The organism is Rhizobium sp. R339, assembly GCF_002211395.1.
Lineage (GTDB): Bacteria > Pseudomonadota > Alphaproteobacteria > Rhizobiales > Rhizobiaceae > Rhizobium.
In genome coordinates this window covers 102,371-119,833 of the sequence record NZ_LOKV01000029.1, presented here as the reverse complement: position 1 = coordinate 119,833, position 17,463 = coordinate 102,371, and the positions used below count along the sequence as shown (strand labels likewise).

At 56.8% G+C, this 17,463-nt stretch carries 13 protein-coding genes and 1 pseudogene; 13 read left to right on the top strand and 1 reads right to left on the bottom strand.

All coding sequences use genetic code 11. The features are described 5' to 3' along the window. The first annotated feature begins 39 nt into the window (after positions 1 to 39). The 13 genes and pseudogenes from ATY76_RS32350 to ATY76_RS34410 form a co-directional block, all read left to right on the top strand. The gene (locus tag ATY76_RS32350; protein ID WP_013984725.1) at positions 40 to 1,209 is read left to right on the top strand and encodes an ABC transporter substrate-binding protein; all 1,170 of its coding nucleotides are present in this window, start codon (positions 40 to 42) and stop codon (positions 1,207 to 1,209) included. A gap of 67 nt (positions 1,210 to 1,276) precedes the next feature. Then, the gene (locus ATY76_RS32345; RefSeq protein WP_176536670.1) at positions 1,277 to 2,503 is read left to right on the top strand and encodes an LL-diaminopimelate aminotransferase; all 1,227 of its coding nucleotides are present in this window, start codon (positions 1,277 to 1,279) and stop codon (positions 2,501 to 2,503) included. 2 nt (positions 2,504 to 2,505) lie between these two features. Continuing rightward, positions 2,506 to 2,904: a GFA family protein gene (locus tag ATY76_RS32340; protein WP_028003115.1), complete on the top strand. Its 399-nt coding sequence runs from the start codon at positions 2,506 to 2,508 to the stop codon at positions 2,902 to 2,904. A gap of 538 nt (positions 2,905 to 3,442) precedes the next feature. After that, positions 3,443 to 5,002 carry a sugar ABC transporter ATP-binding protein gene (locus ATY76_RS32335; RefSeq protein ID WP_013984721.1) on the top strand — a complete coding sequence of 520 codons (1,560 nt, stop codon included), beginning with the start codon at positions 3,443 to 3,445 and terminating at the stop codon, positions 5,000 to 5,002. Further along, positions 5,002 to 5,970 carry an ABC transporter permease gene (locus ATY76_RS32330; protein ID WP_013984720.1) on the top strand — a complete coding sequence of 323 codons (969 nt, stop codon included), beginning with the start codon at positions 5,002 to 5,004 and terminating at the stop codon, positions 5,968 to 5,970. Before ATY76_RS32335 ends, ATY76_RS32330 begins: the two co-directional genes overlap by 1 nt. A 39-nt stretch (positions 5,971 to 6,009) precedes the next feature. Next, a complete protein-coding gene (locus ATY76_RS32325) occupies positions 6,010 to 6,999 on the top strand; it encodes an ABC transporter permease (RefSeq protein WP_234705217.1) in 990 nt (329 codons plus the stop codon). A 16-nt stretch (positions 7,000 to 7,015) separates the two neighbouring features. Next, positions 7,016 to 7,525 (top strand): NADPH-dependent FMN reductase, encoded by a 510-nt coding sequence (locus tag ATY76_RS32320; protein ID WP_013984718.1) that lies wholly within the window; start codon positions 7,016 to 7,018, stop codon positions 7,523 to 7,525. 15 nt (positions 7,526 to 7,540) lie between these two features. After that, positions 7,541 to 8,344, top strand: coding sequence for a 3,4-dihydroxy-2-butanone-4-phosphate synthase (ribB, locus tag ATY76_RS32315; protein WP_013984717.1), 804 nt, complete (start codon positions 7,541 to 7,543; stop codon positions 8,342 to 8,344). 16 nt (positions 8,345 to 8,360) lie between these two features. Then, on the top strand, positions 8,361 to 8,513 hold the full coding sequence (locus ATY76_RS34525) for a hypothetical protein (protein ID WP_317853151.1): 153 nt from the start codon (positions 8,361 to 8,363) through the stop codon (positions 8,511 to 8,513). A gap of 327 nt (positions 8,514 to 8,840) precedes the next feature. Further along, a complete protein-coding gene (locus tag ATY76_RS32305; RefSeq protein ID WP_176536668.1) occupies positions 8,841 to 9,872 on the top strand; it encodes a helix-turn-helix domain-containing protein in 1,032 nt (343 codons plus the stop codon). Positions 9,873 to 10,143: 271 nt separating this feature from the next. Continuing rightward, on the top strand, positions 10,144 to 12,411 hold the full coding sequence (locus tag ATY76_RS32300) for a methyl-accepting chemotaxis protein (RefSeq protein ID WP_013984714.1): 2,268 nt from the start codon (positions 10,144 to 10,146) through the stop codon (positions 12,409 to 12,411). 176 nt (positions 12,412 to 12,587) lie between these two features. Beyond that, the gene (locus tag ATY76_RS32295) at positions 12,588 to 15,302 is read left to right on the top strand and encodes a bifunctional diguanylate cyclase/phosphodiesterase (RefSeq protein ID WP_088678745.1); all 2,715 of its coding nucleotides are present in this window, start codon (positions 12,588 to 12,590) and stop codon (positions 15,300 to 15,302) included. 43 nt (positions 15,303 to 15,345) lie between these two features. Then, positions 15,346 to 15,657 (top strand): annotated as a pseudogene (locus tag ATY76_RS34410) (IS6 family transposase); the annotation flags it as partial. 463 nt (positions 15,658 to 16,120) lie between these two features. On the opposite strand, the gene ATY76_RS32285 reads toward ATY76_RS34410, so the two are convergent. Then, a complete protein-coding gene (locus ATY76_RS32285; protein ID WP_088678744.1) occupies positions 16,121 to 17,239 on the bottom strand; it encodes an ABC transporter substrate-binding protein in 1,119 nt (372 codons plus the stop codon). Positions 17,240 to 17,463: the final 224 nt, after the last annotated feature.

Genomic DNA, 17,463 nt, shown 5'->3' with positions numbered 1-17,463 from the left:
CTGCTGTAGCGGATGCACAGAGGGGAGGAGACCCTACACATGCTAAAGAAGGTTTACACCGCATTGAGCGTGATCACCGGGCTAGGCCTGATGACCACCGCCGCATTCGCGGACGGCTTAGACTCGCTACCACCGGACCAGAAGCAGCTTTACGAGCTCGTGGACCCGGCAATTCCCCTCGGTGGTACGCCGCTCAAGGATTTTGTGGCGAAGCGGCCGCCGCCATGGAAAATCGGCTACGCATCCACTTATGCAGGCAACACGTGGCGTGCCCAGATCCTCACTGAATTGAACGAGGTTCTGCTTCCGAAATACAAGGAGGCTGGACTGGTATCTGAGCTTGTCGTCACGCAGTCCGACCTGAAGGACGCGACGCAAATCCAGCAGATGCGCCAGATGGTCGACGACGGCGTCGATGCTATCATCATCTGCTGCTCGAACGTAACGGCCATCAACCAGACCATCGAATACGCGCACTCCAAGGGCGTTCCGGTGTTCTCGTTCTCGGGTTACGTGACATCGCCCTACGCGATCAATGCGACCGAAAACAACACCCAGGGCGGTTATACGGCCGCGAAATGGCTGGCCGAGGAAATCGGCGGCAAGGGCAACGTGCTGACGGTTTCGGGCATCCCGGGCTTCGCATCATCCGACAGCTTCAATGTCGGTGCCAAGAAGGCGTTCGACGAGTATAAGGACATCACCGTCGTGGGCGATGTCGCCGGCAAGTGGACCGATCAGGTCGCCCAGGTCGAAGTCCAGAAATTCCTCGCGACCAACCCTACCGAAATCGCTGGTATCCTCGTCCAGTCGGCCTCGGAAAACGGTGTCGTCAACGCGGTCCAGCAGTCCGGGCGCGACATGATGCCAATCGTCCTCGGCGGCGAGGCGTCGGCGGCGTGCTACTGGCGCAATAATCCCGACTTCATCAGCCAGAGCTTCCATTTCTGGCCGCCGCGGGCTGACGCCCGCCTGGTGTGGGACGTGATGATGAGGACGCTCCAAGGCCAGGGGCCGAAGATCCAGTCGATCCTGCGACCGGCTCTTCCCTACACGATCGACGATGTGAAGGAAGCAATTCCGGAAGATTGCGATCCGAACTCCACGGCGTGGATCGAGCCCAAGGGCGATGCATGGTGGCCCGCGGACGTAGCAGCACAGTACTTCGAGCGCCCGGAAGATCCGCTGGCCTGGCGGCCGAAGAAGTAATCGACGACCTCCCAAGTTGTCCCGCGACCTCCGCGCCGGCTTCATCCGTCGGCGCGGAGGACCCACGATAAGGAACCAGAAGTTGGAATTCCACAAGATACAGCGTTTGCCCCCTTACGTCTTCGAGCAGGTGAACCGTCTCAAGTCCAGCGCGCGCGCGGCCGGAGTCGACATCATCGATCTTGGAATGGGCAATCCCGATCTTCCCACGCCAAGCTGGGTTGTGGACAAGCTATGCGAAGCGGTGCAGCATCCGCGCACGCACCGCTATTCGGCTTCCAAGGGCATTATCGGGCTTCGCCGCGCCAAGGCTGCGTATTACGCCCGCCGGTTTAATGTGAAGCTTGATCCGGATACCCAGGTTGTTGCGACGCTCGGGTCCAAGGAGGGGTTTGCGAACATGGCACAGGCCATAACCGCCCCCGGGGATGTCATTCTCTGTCCGAACCCTTCCTATCCGATTCATACGTTCGGATTTCTCATGGCAGGGGGCGTGATAAGGTCGGTACCGGTCGAGCCGGATGAGACCTTCTTCCAAGCTCTCGAAATGGCGGTGCGGCATTCGGTACCGAAGCCTCTGGCGCTCATCATAAGCTACCCGTCAAACCCCACCGCTCGCGTCGCGACGCTCGATTTCTATAAGGACGTCATCGCCTTCGCGAAGAAGCACGATCTCATCGTTCTGTCGGATATCGCCTACGCTGAAATCTACTTCGACGGTCCCCCGCCGCCGTCTGTTCTCGAAGTCCCCGGCGCGATCGACGTGGCCGTCGAATTCTCCTCGATGTCGAAGACATTCTCGATGCCCGGTTGGCGCGTTGGGTTTGCGGTGGGTAACGAACGGCTCATCCGAGCGTTGACGCGCGTGAAATCGTACCTGGACTACGGAGCATTTACGCCGATACAGGTCGCCGCCGCTCATGCCCTAAACTCGGACGGGGAGGACGCCGCGCGGGCAAGAGACATCTACAGGACGCGCAGAGATACACTGGTGAAGACCTTTGCCGATGCCGGCTTCGACCTTCCAGCTCCTGCGGCGACGATGTTCGCATGGGCGAAGATACCCCCGCATTTCCGACACCTTGGCTCGCTGGAGTTTTCGAAACTCGTGCTCGAGAAGGCACAGGTCGCGATTTCGCCGGGTATCGGTTTCGGTGAGATGGGTGACGAATACGTACGGCTGGCTTTCGTGGAGAATGAAGACAGGATCCGGCAGGCCGCACGGAACTTGAAGCGGTGGCTTTCTGCAAGCGCGCGACAGCCACAACTCGATAAAGCGATGAAAGGATTTTGAAGATGCCGATCCTCGGATCTTGCCAATGTAAAGCGGTACAGTATGAAGTGTCGGAACTGGACGGCCCGATGTGGAACTGCTTCTGCCAGACGTGCAGAAAGTCCCATGCGGCCGATCATAACACTGCCGCCAAGGTGAAGAGTGAGAACTTCAAGCTGATTTCCGGCGAGGACGTCCTTCACAGCTTTGAGTCGACGCCTGGAAAACTGAGGTGGTTCTGCTCACGGTGTGGTTCGCACGTTTATGCCGAACGGCCTGCCAACCCGGAGATGAAGGTGCTGCGGGCAGGCACTTTTGACACTGATCCTGGTTCAGTTCCTATGTCCAACGTCTGGCTGTCCCACGCCAGGCCGTGGCTTGCCCAAGACCCCGCGAAGGAAAACTTCGAAGAATTCCCGTGATCCTTTCACGGTTGCGCACCCCTATGGGCTGATCGACAATGAGTGCGGTTTGCCCGGGCACCCCCGAGAAGGGGCTAAATCGAGTGGCACTTGCCGCGTTCGAAGCGTGGAGGTTGGGCTGTGACGTATCCCCCAATTGAAACGGTCGCCTTCATCGGAGTGGGTGCGATGGTAATTCCCATGACCGGACACCTTCAACAGCGCTTTGGTCTTGGCTTGATAGCGAAGGCCGCCAGATCGCTTCCGATCTGGCGGACGAGTTCCGGTTGAGAACCACTGACCGGACGTCAGGTGCGTGGCAACGCGCTTTCGCAAATATCGGGGCGTCTAGCGACCATATCATCGTGATTTCATCGAAGCCAACTCGACATCCCGACAAGGGCATGACGTCTCTATTGACAGATTAGCAGACAATCTGTCATTCTGCTGTTCGCCGGGTGAGTACTCGGAGCATTCAAGGACGGCAGTCACAATCCAGCAAGAGGCCGGGCATCGGATGCCCTGGCGCGATTTGCTGCTGCCTAAAGGGAGGATGGGCATGACGAATGACGTCGCCGTAAGCATGACGGCCGTTGCCAAATCGTTTGGCGAAACGAAGGCTTTGAAGAAATGCGATTTTGTCGCCAGGGCTGGAGAGGTGCACGCGATCGTTGGCGAGAATGGCAGCGGCAAGAGCACCATGGCGAAGATCATGTCCGGAGTTATCGCTGCCGATGCAGGATCTGTCCTGATCCTTGGCAAGCCCATCGCCTCACCAGTCGATGCCAAAGGGGTTGGGCTCGCTACGATCTTCCAGGAAGTCCTTGTCGCCGATGAGGCGAGTGTCCTCGACAACCTTTTCGTGGGAAGCGAGGACCTGTTCTCGCTTCGGAAATCCTCCAGGGAACGTGAAAGCGTTGCGCAAAGCCTTCTGGACCGCCTGGTCGGAAAGCATATCGATCTCAGGCAGAACGTCGGTGATCTTCCGCTCAGCATCAAGCAATGGATCGTGATCGCCCGGGCCGTTCTGAGGAAACCCAAGGTCTTGATCCTGGACGAGTCCTCGGCTGCACTCGATCTCGATGCGACCGTCCGGCTCCACGAAGAGATCGATCGGCTCCGGTCCGAGGGGTGCGCGGTAATCATCGTCACGCACCGCATCGCTGAGCTCGTCCGTATCGCCGACCGGGCGACAATACTGAGAGACGGTTTCACCGTCGGTGTCCTTGAGAAATCCGAGATCACCGAGGCGAACCTCCTCCGCATGATGACCCCTCAAGACCGCCAGATTTCCGCCGCCGCTTCAACGTCTGCAGCGGGCCTGTTGGGTGATCGCAGGGAGGTTCTTTCCGTGCATGGCGCGCGCCCCCAAGAGGCATCGCAACCGTTCGACTTCGTCCTCCCGCAGGGATCTATCGTGGGCGTTGCGGGACTGGACGGCCAGGGCCAGGACGCCTTCGTGCGACTGGTCGCGAGGATTATATCGCCGTTCGGAGGGGAGGTCCGGATCCTGGATCGGGAGAGCACCGGTCTCGTCAAAGTCAGCACGCTCGACGACGCCGCGAACAAGGGCATTGTGTACGTATCCGGAGACCGGAAGCGGGAAGGAATTTTCCCGCAGCAGAGCATTTTCGAGAACCTCGCCATCGGTATCTACCAAAAGAACCTGGGGCCGTTCGGTGTCATCAGGCGGAAAAAGCTGAAGCAGACGTTTGCCCGGGAGGTCGAGCGGCTCCGCGTCAAGATCGGACACCCGGACAACCGGATTACGTCTCTTTCGGGGGGTAACCAGCAGAAGGTCCTGATCGGTCGTGCCTTCGCCAATGATCCCAGAGTGATCGTTCTTAACGACCCTGCTCGAGGCGTGGACCTCAACACCAAACGCGACCTGTATCGCGAGCTTCGGCTGTTTGCCGAAGGTGGCGGCTCGGTAATCTACCTTTCGAGCGAGATCGAGGAGTTTCTCGGTTTCGCCGATCGCGTTGATGTCTTTCACAAAGGGAGCATCCATCGTTCCCTCGACGGCCCTGACATCAACGAAGAAACCATTCTCGCTGCAATGTTCGGTCGCTCGGTTGCCGACACCATGGAATTCTCCAAAGAGAGAAAGGCACACTGATGTCGCAACGTTTTGGATTTCCTGCGCTCGACAGGTCGCTGACCGTACCGCTCGTTCTTTTCGGAGTGTTGCTCGCCGCCGCAGCCGTGCTCTCGCCGCGGCTGTTCACCGCAACCGGAATGGGCGGAGCAATCATCGTCGCAGCACCTTTGATCCTCACGACGCTGGCCCTGACACCGATCGTGATGGCAGGCCGCGGTTCGGTCGACCTTTCCGTTGGCCCGCTGATGGGTTTCGTGAACGTCACCCTGATCGGCTGGCTCTCGGCAAGTGGTTACACGTCTCCGCTCGCGGTGATTTGCTGGGTGGTGGCAGTCGGCGCACTGTACCAGTTGCTGCAGGCGCTCATCATCATCTACGTCCGGGTCGCCCCCATCATCGTCACGCTCTCCAGCTTCCTCGTCCTTTCAGGCTTGAACCTCATGGTCATGTCAAGGCCGGGCGGTGTTGCGCCGGACTGGATGATGACGTGGGGAGCAGGAACGACGATCTTATCTCCGGTGCTGATCATCGTCTTGGCGGCGTTGGCTCTTTGGGCCGTTATGCGCCGGACCACCTTTTACTCTCACCTCCGCATGACAGGCGCTGACGAACGGATGGCCTACACGAGCGGGGTGAAAGTCGACACCGTACGCATCTGCGCCCATCTCCTCGGCGGCGTCTTCGTCGGCCTTGCCGCGCTCAGCTATACGGCATTGATCTCTTCGGGCGATCCTACTCAGGGAAGCAGCTACACGCTCCAGGCGGTTACCGCCCTGGTGCTCGGTGGCGCAAACCTGGCTGGCGGGAGAGGGGGAGCTTTGGGGTCCACGCTTGGTGCGCTGAACATGTTTCTCATCTCGTACCTGCTATCCGCCTTCAGCTTCGGAAGCGTGACGGGGTTCGTGACGCAAATGGCTTTCGGCCTGATCCTCGTGGCATCGCTCCTCGTCAACGTATTCATGACGGCCCGGCGCACGGCTTTCTAGAAAGGACTGGTAATGACTTCACTCGCAACGGAACAGACGATGAGCCAAATCAAAGGACGATCGGTAAAGCTGCAGCGCAGTATCGTAATTGGCTTTGGTCTGCTTGTCGCACTTCTCGTGCTGGGTACGATCCTTGTTCCGGGGTTTATCTCGCCCCGTAACGCGCGTTCGATATTGCTGCTTGCCGCTTTCCTGGGGCTTGCATCGTTGGGACAGACGCTATGTGCCATGGTCGGCGCGCTTGATCTCTCCATTCCCTATGTCATCGGGGGAGCGAATATTCTCTTCCCAAGCCTGTTGGTCACCGGGATGCCTGCCTGGCTGGCCGTGATCGTGGTCGTTCTCCTGGGAGCAGCAATCGGGCTTGCGAACGGCTTTTTGAGCTTCAGGCTGCAGGGCCAGGCTCTCATCATGTCCCTAGGGGTCGGCTTCGCATTTGTCGGCGCGGTACAACTCTACACCTCCATCGGTTCCGACTACGGCGGAACGGTTTTCGCCCCCGTACCGGACTGGCTCCGGAATATCGCAGCGTTCAACGGGAAGACCTTCGGGCTGCCCCTGCCGCCCGTGGTGCTGGTGTGGCTCCTCGTGGCGCTCGTCACCATCTGGGCTCTGTATAACACATGGTTCGGCCGCTCCATCTACGCCGTCGGCGGCAGCAGGACTGCAGCGGCACGGCTTGGCATTTCCGAAACCAAGGTCTGGACCAGCATTCACGGTATCAGTGGGTCGATGTCGGCACTGACGGGCGTATTGCTGCTCGGGTTTTCCGGCGGCGGCTTCGTTGGCGTCGGAGATCCATACCTCTTCACCACCGTTGCGGCCGTTGTGATCGGCGGCACCTCGCTGCTCGGTGGCGCAGGCGGATACGGGGCAACCGTTCTCGGGGTACTCGTATTGACGATATTGACGTCTCTGCTGGTTGGGCTCGGCCTCAGCTTTGCCGCGCAACAGGCGATCGTGGGTCTGCTGATCGTGCCGATGGTGGCCGTCTATGCGCGTACCCCGCATATCCGCAACCAGATCTGATCGGAGGGCCGGCAAAATGAAGATTGTCGCGATAACCGGCAATGTCTCGCGCCCCTCCAAGACGCGGGCGCTCGGGGAATATGCACTCTCGAGCGCCCCTCCCGGCTACGCCCGATATCTGTTTGACCTGGTCGATGTGCTCCCGGTGTTAGGAACCACCCTGTGGCGTTCGGAGGCTCCTGCTGAACTTGCGAACGTTCTTGACGCAATCCAGTCTTCAGACGTCCTCGTTGTGGGGACACCGGTCTTCAAGTCCTCGATGACCGGTCTTCTCAAGCATCTTTTCGACCTCTTCGAAATGACAGCTCTGCAGGGGAAACCCGTTTCGATATTCGCAACGGGTAAGGCCGAGGCCCATGGCGAGCATGTCGAGGCTCACTTGCGTTCATTGATGGGCTTCTTCAAAGCCGAGATTCGCGGTGACTTCATCTATGCGATTGACAGCGACTTCCCGGATTCGGCACCGTCTGCGGAACTTCGGGAGCGGGTCGACCGCCAACTCGCACGCACTCTGGGCCATGTTTAGTTCAAGGAGAAGAACATGAATTTTGCTTCCATCGAGAGCGCGGTTAAAGCAATCGCCGCCGGAGAGATGATCATCGTCGTGGACGATGAAGACCGGGAAAACGAAGGCGACATCCTCGTTGCCGCGGACAAGGTGACGAATGATCATGTTGCTTTCATGATGCGTTATGCGCGCGGCCTGATCTGCGTGCCGATGAACGGGGACCGGTTAGACGAACTGGATATCCCGCTCATGGTGGAGCGCAACTCGGATTCCATGCAGACGGCGTTCACGGTCTCGGTGGACCTGATAGAAGGCGTATCAACCGGTATTTCCGCAGAAGACCGCGCCAAGACCATCAGGGCGCTTGCCGACGCATCGACGATGCCGGAGGACCTCTCCCGGCCAGGCCACATATTCCCCCTGCGGGCAAACCCGTCCGGTGTTCTCGGACGCCCCGGCCATACGGAAGCCGCGGTGGATTTCGCTCGGCTCGCCGGGCTCGAGCCAGCGGGTGTTATCTGCGAAATCGCCAACGACGACGGCACTATGGCGCGTCTTCCCGAACTCAGCGAATTCGCCGCGCGCCACAACCTTCTCATGGTGACCATCGAAGCCCTGATCGATTATTGCCGCGAGATCGATGAACGCGGCCCTCGTTTAGAGGACGCGGGCGCGGCGGCGGCGCTGTCGAATGTTTCGTATCTGGCAAGCAGACGTACTACATGCCCCCAGCGGGAGAGCGGAACTACTGCGTTCGCAGTCTCTGATACAGCACAAGAAAAGTGCGTTTCCCAGGTGCCAACGGGGGGAACGGACCTTGGGTTCGCTGTGCGATGATTGGGCATGACAAACCGTGACCCGCTTTATCGCCCCCGCCGCTTTCCTGCTGAAATTATTGCGCACGCGGTGTGGCTTTCTTTCCGCTTTGCTTTTGCGCCTGCGGGTGATCGAGGCCATGCTGGCCGGTCTTGGGATCATTGTCTCGCACCAGACGATCCGCCTGTAGGCAGAGTAATTTGGTCATACCTCCGCCAACAACAAGCTTCGATCCTACCACGCTGTAAAACGAGAGTTCATGCCGGATGTAGCGCTTCGGCTCCACCCTGTTCCACACCCCACCCCATGACCTCACCACGAGCCATCGTCGCGAACTGGGAGTAGAAGCGATGAACCTATGGGCCCAAATTGCTCGCGCATCACTGACAAAATCGACCGGCGTCATGGGCTCGACTCTTTGCCCTTAAGTCTAAGATTCCCGTCGAAGTGACGGCGAAGGACCGGCTGCAAACCCTCAATTGCCCTGTTCGCCCGTCGATGGCGAAAGGCCGACCTCATGCTTGGAAACCGTTTCGGGAAGGAAGTGATGATGTGGAGAGTTGAGAGTGTCCCCTCCAAGATTGACCATTTCTCGCTCAAAGGCACTTGCAGCGAGGAACTCGCGGAAGCGCTTTCCAGGCTTTCCCCGCAATCTCCAGCGCATGTACAGGGCGACAAGACGATCGCCTACGATATACATGCGATTACCAATGGCCCGATTGCAGTTATTGCCGCGCATTACGAGGGCGACCTAACGGTCCAGCACCAGGGACCGGCGGAGGCAAACATTATCATGCTTCCACTATATGGGCGATCGGTCGTTACCGTGGACGGCAGACAAATCCTGTCAGAGGGAAGGCGTGGCGTTTTCGTGAACAGTATGTCGGCGAGTACAACCCAATTCATTGGGCCCAGGAAACATTTGGGTCTTAGGATCTCCCATGATGAGCTGACGCGCCGTTTAGCACGTCGGCTCAATACGCCAATAAGAGGCAGCCTCGATTTTTCGCCAGAAATCGACCTATCGGTCGGGTTCGGCTCCCTTTTGGTGCAACTGGTACCAGTGCTTTATGCTGGATTACGAGACGGAACCCTCCTTCAATCGCCGATAGCACTTAATCACCTCACCGAAACGACGATAGAGCTTTTGATCGAAGCTGCGCAGCATCGCTACTCACCTGAGTTATGCCGCGTTGCTGAACCACCCTTACCCAAGGCCGTTAAGCGGGCGGTCGACTATATGCGTGCCAATATTGCTCGGCCGCTATCTCTTGAGGAAATCGCAACTGCTTGTGGCGTGAGCCGACGCACTCTTCAGAGCGGTTTTCGCAACTTCCGAAATACGACCCCTCTGGCATTTCTGCAGCACCTACGGTTGGAATCAGTGCATCAGGAACTGATGACAGGTGAGCCTGGCATCTCGGTCAAGCAGGTCGCTCTGAAATGGGGCTTCATTCATAGAGGCAGATTTTCTGCGGACTATCGCAAGCGCTATGGAGTATATCCCTCTGAAACATTGCGTATATCGGAGGCGGATTGCGCCGACTGATCTACGATCAGTCAGCGCGCTCGACCGTCTTCGAGGCTTGATAGCAACAGAACTCTCCAGCAAACCGACTGGCTCGGCCCAAGATCTGTCTTGCAGATGATCCCCTGAACGCAACGATGTTCCGATCTGCGCAACGCAGTTTCAAATCAGTACAGGGGTTAATCATATGGTAAGTCTGCCGAGCTCATCTCATATGTAGCGGTCGATTTCACAATGTTCTTGACCGCGTCGCTAATGGAATCCGGTGTAATTTATAGTCCATGAGGAACGTATGTCCAGACTGCCGCTATCCCTACTTTTAATGATTTTGGCAATTATTCCGTTGACGGCGTTCGTACTCATCGGAGTATCAACATCACTGGGATATTACCACGAATATTCTATGTTCCGAAGCGCACAAACAACGCAGCAACTTGGGCGGGAAGGCGGATTCCTCGCCCAGGCTATAGCGGCGGAAGCGTTTGCAGGCGCCGACGTCCGTCGGGCAAAGCGAGCCGCATCGGACAGGGCTTTTACAGCGGTCTTTTCCGCTTACGACTCTTGGAAAAAGGCATTTGACGATCCGGCCATAGAACGGGCAGTGCAGATCATTCGTGAAAGGCGGGACAATATCGATAGCTTCCGCCGGCGCATCGATGACGGAACGGCGGGCGAGGCGGAGGGAGCCGTTGCCTTGCGCCCAGCTGCCGTTGCGGGTTTGGAGCTCGTCCGTCGCACTGGGGCGACTGTCAATAATTTGGATTTGGCACGCCAAATTACTGGTTTTCACGCGCTGATGCAGATCACGGAGGCTAGTTTGCTGGAGATCAGGCCCGGCCGAGCCTTCATCAAAAATTCAGCGATGTCCTTCGATCTATTTTCGTCCCTCTTACAATCAAAAAATCTAAAGCAGCTTTATGTGCCTACGATGCACGAATTTCTCCCTGCCGATCTCGTCAAATCTTATGACGACTTCGAGGCCAGCGCCGCAGGCAAGTTCATCGCGGGCGTTCGCGATCAGATGTATGCGAACCAGCCGGGCGTTTCCTTCCCCCCCGAGACGTTGGATCGATGGAATGAATTTACTCAACAACGGGCTGCTTTGTTGACCGAGCTCATAATGCGCACCGGCGACAAACTGGACGAGATGGCATTTCAGCGGTACGCCGATCTTCGCAATGCCTTTATCGGCTACACCGGCTCCACACTTCTGATCATGTCTACGGTACTCGTTCTGTGCATTTCGGTCGTTCGGAGAATTTCAAATTCCATTCGGACTCTGACAAGCCGAATGAAGGCACTCGCAGAAGGCGATACGTCGGCGCCGGTACCCTTGACGATCCGACGCGACGAGATCGGGGACATGGCGCGTTGCCTTGAGTTTTTCCGCGGCGCGGCCATACAGAAAAATAACCTGGAGACATCCGCGGAAGCTGAGCGCATTCGTTCTGACCAAGAGAAGCGGGATATTCAGGTAAGGGCGGAAAAAGAAGCAGAAGAGCGCCTCGTCCGAGCGACGACGGCATTGGCAACCGGGTTGAAGCGGATGGCGGATGGAGACTTGATTTATGAGATTGAGGAGCCGTTAGCGCCACAGTTTGAAAGTTTGCGCAGGGATTTCAACGCTTCCATTCGTCAGCTCCGGGACGCGCTTGTTACCGTCGGTCATTCAGTCGAAACGGTCACGAATGGCAGCTCGGGCGTCTCGGCCGCATCTGAAAATCTTTCAAGACGCACGGAGCAGCAGGCGGCTTCGCTCGAGGAAACTGCAGCCGCGCTGGAGGAAATAACCGCCAACGTTGTATCGACGACAAAGAGGACGGCTGAGGCGCGCGGAGCCGTCCGACAGATGCGAGATCATGCGGAAATGTCCGGTCGCGTTGTGCGCAATGCTATCGGAGCCATGAACCGCATTGAAAGCTCCTCTAAACAGATTGCGCAGATCATTAGCGTCATCGACGCGATCGCCTTCCAAACGAACCTCCTGGCGCTGAACGCCGGCGTCGAAGCAGCGCGTGCTGGCGACGCGGGAAAAGGCTTTGCGGTTGTTGCCCAGGAGGTCAGGGAGCTTGCACAGCGCTCAGCGACAGCGGCGAAAGAAATCAAGGATCTCATCGGCAATTCAGCTCTAGCCGTCGACGAGGGCGTAAGGCTCGTGAGCGAAACCGGATCGGGCCTGAGAACGATTGAAGAGCTTGTGCAGGATGTAAATCTTCATATGGACGCAATCGCAACAGCCTCCCAGGAACAATCGTCGGGCCTGCGCGAGATCAACGGCGCGGTTAATCATATGGACCATGCCACTCAAGAAAATGCGAACATGGTCGCGGAGATGAATTCTGCAGGATCACATCTCGCCCAAGAGAGCCAAAGCCTCGCCGCGTTGTTGAGACATTTCCACTTCGAAGAAAAGAGCGCGGATTTCCAGCCACAGACGGTGACGGGCGAACTTGGAAAAATGTCCCCGGCCGGTCAGACAAGGGTTGACCGCGGAATCTATCCGATGCGCCGCGGTAACCTGGCACTCGCGCCTTCGAACGATGATTGGCAAGCGTTCTAAATCGCATGGGCGGCGTCGCCGACGACAGTCAAATACGCATCTTTGATGATTCTAAATGAGAGCGATATCCCGGTGGGGTAGCGGTATGGTACTCCCGCCAAATGACTTGTGCGGTCCTAACAAAAAGCTGGCTTGACGCATGATTGCTCAGCCACGTGACAAAGCAGGACAGGCACATGAAACACGTACGTCAATCGGAACGCACATCCCGCCCCGAACAGCCTGTGGAAGCCGAGATGGCGACTGATGCTCAAATCAACCAGGGGCGTGGCCCCTTCCGCAACGCGGTCAATGCCAGCCCTCCGCTTGCCACGGGCACGGCACCGCCATTTTCGGAAGCCTCCGTCGTCCGGCGCTCGCACGGTCACAACGCAGATGTCGCAAGTCTAAAGCAACCGTTTGAGAAGGCTTTTCGGGCGAATCCCCGGCATCCTACGACAAACGTCGACTTGCCATTCAACGCCGAAGAGATGTCCAGTGCCGTCGTACTCGACGCGATCCCGTTACCCGTCTTCTTCAAAAACAGAGATGGGATACACCTTGGTTGCAACAGGGCCTTCGAAAGCTTCTCCGGCCGTTCAAAGGAAGATATCATCGGAAAAACCGTCTTCGATTTGGTACCCGCACCCATAGCCGAGACGTATGCAGCCTTGGACGAGGCGCTTTTTGCAAATGGCGGTGTTCAGCAATATGAAGCAAAGGCCACCGCCGAAGATGGTGGTATCGTTGATCTTTTACTCAGCAAAACAGCGATCACTGATATCGCCGGTAACAGGATCGGCTTGGTTGGCGCGATGTTGGACATCACAGAGCGAAAACGTGCGGAGCATGATCTCAAAGAGGCTCTTGAATTCGCAGAGGGAATTATTGCCGCCATTCCTGACGTTCTGTTCGAGGTAGATGCCGACGGTCGCTACCTGCAGGTCTGGGCAAGGAATCAGGAGCTCCTGGCGCAGCGAGAAGAAGTGCTGCTCGGTAAGCTTGTCCGCGATGTGCTCCCTCCAGATCAGGCCGACATCGCTATGCTGGCTCTTGAAGAAGCCGATGAAACCGGCGCCTCCTACGGTCGTTGTGTCCGTATTGCCCTACCAAACGGCGAATCCCGTTGGTTTGAACTGTCGGTGGCAAAGCGACCAAGCAGTGACCACTCAACCATCACTTTTCTGGTGCTATCTCGCGATATTACCGAACGGAAGCACGCCGAGGGCACAACTATTGAAGCTCGGGCTCGCCTCCTAAGTGTCCTGCAGACCATTCCGGATATGGTATGGCTGAAAGACGTAACAGGCAAATATCTGTTGTGCAATCATGCCTTCGAAGGGTTGGTCGGCAAGGCAGAAGCGGAAATCGTTGGGAAAACGGACTATGATCTGTTTACGCCCGAACTCGCCCAGTTTTTTCGTGACAAGGATGAGGAGGCCATGCAAGCCGGCCGTATTCTCATCAATGAGGAACGGTTCACCGCGCACGAGGATGGTCGATCAACGCTTTTGGAAACACGTAAGGTTCCGGTATTCACGGGGGGAAAGCTGATGGGGATTCTCGGCGTCGCCCGCGATATCACCGAACTGGACACGTCCCGTAAGAAAATCCATCAGATGGCATTCTACGATTCTCTGACCGGCCTGCCTAACCGGACACTTTTCAATGAACGGCTACGCGAGATGATCAGGGACGCGGCTTCGGCGGGCCAGCGAGCCGGGGTGATGCTGATCGACATGGACCATTTCAAAGCGATCAATGACACTATGGGACATCCCGTCGGTGACGAGTTGCTGCGGCAGGTGGCGACACGCATGAAAGAAGGCGTCCGCGCCAGCGACACCGTGGCGAGACTCGGTGGCGATGAATTTGCAGTCTTGCTGCCGAATGTTCAGGACAATGACGATTTGGCTCAAATTGCCAGCAGAATGCTCGCCGCATTTGGCGAACGCTTCATGCTTTCCGACAGGGAGATCTTTGTATCCTGCAGCATCGGGATATCGGTATTCCCAAATGACGGTGACGCTCCCGACGATTTGGTGAAATATGCAGATTCTGCGATGTATTTAGCGAAGCGCTCGGGGCGTAGCAAGTTCCGCTTCTACTCAAGGGATCTCACGATTGGGGCTGAAAAGCGCCTGGCGCTAGAATCAGACCTACGCCTGGCTGTGAAACGTGGGCAACTTGAACTCCATTATCAGCCAAAGGTCCTATTAGACAACGGAAAGGTGATCGGTTCAGAAGCACTGCTTCGATGGCATCATCCGAAGATGGGAATGATCCCTCCGGGAGAATTTATAGGTGTCGCCGAGGAAACCGGACTGATCATCGATCTCGGACGATGGGTGCTGCATGAGGCGTGTCGCACGGCTGCCATCATGAATGCAGATGGACTGCCCCCGCACAAGATCGCGATAAATTTGTCTCCTAAGCAGTTTCAATGCCCGCATCTGTCGCAAACGGTGGCGGACGTATTGCAGGAAACCGGTTGTCGTGCGGAGTGGATCGAGGTCGAAATAACTGAGAGTCTCCTGCTCCACAACTGCGAGGGCGTTTCGACGACACTCTCTCAATTGCATGCGAGCGGAATTTCCATAGCGATCGATGATTTCGGCACCGGCTACTCATCTCTGAGCTATTTGGCTAACTTTCCCATTGATACCCTCAAGATTGATCGGTCATTCATCAATCGATCAGACAAGCGAAGTAGAGAACTGGTGAAGGCAATTCTCTCGATCGCGCGCTGCCTAGGGCAAAATGTGGTCGCTGAGGGCGTGGAGACGGTCGATCAAGAAAAATTCTTGGTTGAAAGCGGCTGCGCTGTGGCACAAGGGTTCTACTATAGTAAGCCCGTCCCGAAGTCCGAACTTCTCGTCGCAAACGCACGCCCCGAGGCATTGAAATGTTAACGGACCTTGGGATTCGCTGTGCGATGATTGAGCATGACAGACCGTGACCACTTATCGCCGCCACAGCTTTCCTGCTGAATTGTTGCCCACGCAGTGTGGCTTTATCTCCGTTTCCCTTTTTGAGCCTTGGGATGGTCGAGGACATGCCGGCCGCTCGTGGAATCATTGTCTCGCACCAGACGATCCGCCTGCGGGCAGGTAAATTTGGTCGTACCTTCGCCAACGACATTCGCCGCCGCAGTTCCGGTCGGCTCGGCCACAAGTGGCATCTGGATGAGGCCGTTTCCGTGACAAGAAGCACTGGCTCTGGCGAACCCTAGATCAGGACGGATTTGTTCTGGATGTGCTCATACAAAGCCACCGCTATACCGTCGGCCATGGGGGCCGCACATCAGCCTGCTGCTGATGCTTGTTTCCATTCCAATCGTGATTGTTGCCGTGGCGCTGCTGATTGTGCGCGTGAAGCATGCGCTCGAGGCCGAAGCATAAACGTCACGGAATTTGATGTTCCGATGTGAGGGACTAGGGCGGACCGTCATTTTCACGCCAATGGGGGCGCAGGAAAGTGCCCTTTATACAATGATTCTAGAGGCTTAGCGAAAATCAGGTAATCAACATTATGGAACAGGATCAGTGATAGCCCAGTAGAATATGCCCAGCATCCGGGGCGAGAGTGCCCAGGCCGGGCACATCGTCGTTCCTTCGGAACCGGATTGTTTCTAGAATTCCTGCTGACGCGACCAGCGGCATCCCCCATGTCGTCAACCCCGCCCCAGGCCGGGCGGGGTAGCGTTTCGCAGCCTATACAGCGTGCAAGATCAGTTTGTTGGCCTCCAAGAAAGCGGATCTGCTGGATTGTCGAAATATTTAGCGGCAGCGTCATCAGTCCACCAAGCTGCATCCTTCGGTTCGAGCCAGTCTTCACTATTGAGATCGCAATCGGCTGGCAAATCCGCTTTTACATCATCGATCGTGTAAGGAATTGCCGGTCGCAGAATGGACTGTATTTTCGGACCTTGGCCCTCCAGAGTGCGCATCATCACGTCCCATACGAAACGAGCCTCGGAGCGCGGCGGCCAGAAGTGAAAGCTCCTGCTTACAAATTCAGGATTCTTACTCCAGAAGCATGATGCCGAAGCCTCTCCGCCAAGCACGATCGGCACTATCTCGCGCCCGGACTGGCGGACGGCGTTGATCACACCAGACTCAGCTCCCGACTGAACAATAATACCGTCAATTCGGCCAGGGTTAGCGGCGAGAAATTTCTGCAATTCTGATTGTGCGACGCTGTCTGTCCATTTCCCGTCAACCTGTCCGACTACGTTGATCTCGGGATAGTACTCCAAGGCTTTTGTGGCGCCGACCTGGAAGCTGTCTGAGGAGGCGAAGCCAGTGATTCCGGACACAAGCAACACATTGCCGCTGCCTTCGATCTCTTCCGCCAACCACTTTGACGCCTCAAAACCGCCTTGCATGTTATTCTCTGTCGCATTGATTGCGAACGGCGACGTCACATAACCGGAGTATGAGATAACAGGCACGCCTTTCGAATAGGCGTACTCTATTGTCGGGTTGAGCGCTGTAAGGTTGGAGCAGCATATGATTATGGCGTCGACACCATCATCTACCATCTGCCGCATTTGGCTGATCTGGGCGTTATCATCGAGATTGGACTGTGTAACGACGAGCTCGGATACCAGCCCAGCCTTCTTAAAAGTCGGCAGAAGCTCATTTGTAAACTCATCAAGGACGTTCGCACGCCATGTGTTGTCAGCGTAGCTCGAGGCGTAACCAATTTTCCACGGTGGCGCTCGCTTTGCTCTGAAATTCCGAAATACAGATTCTCCCGTGGGCAACCGCGGGTCCAATAACTCGTAGGTCTTCCGCTCTTCCCGTGGCAGTTCACTAAGCCCACCAGCCTTCACCGTCAGCGGCATGGCCAGCGTTGCGGCGAGAAAAAATCCAATAATCAACTCACGTACGCACACGGATAGACACCTTTCAAAGTCTGAGCACTGGAAGATAGCTTCTTTGTCTTTAGGTTGACCCGGCCGTACTGAATCCTGCGCGACGGAGAGCGACAAAGAGCTACCAGGAGAGAGACCGGCGCATCGAACCAAAATCGTGCGCTCGGTTATGTGACCTTCATTCGATTGGATGG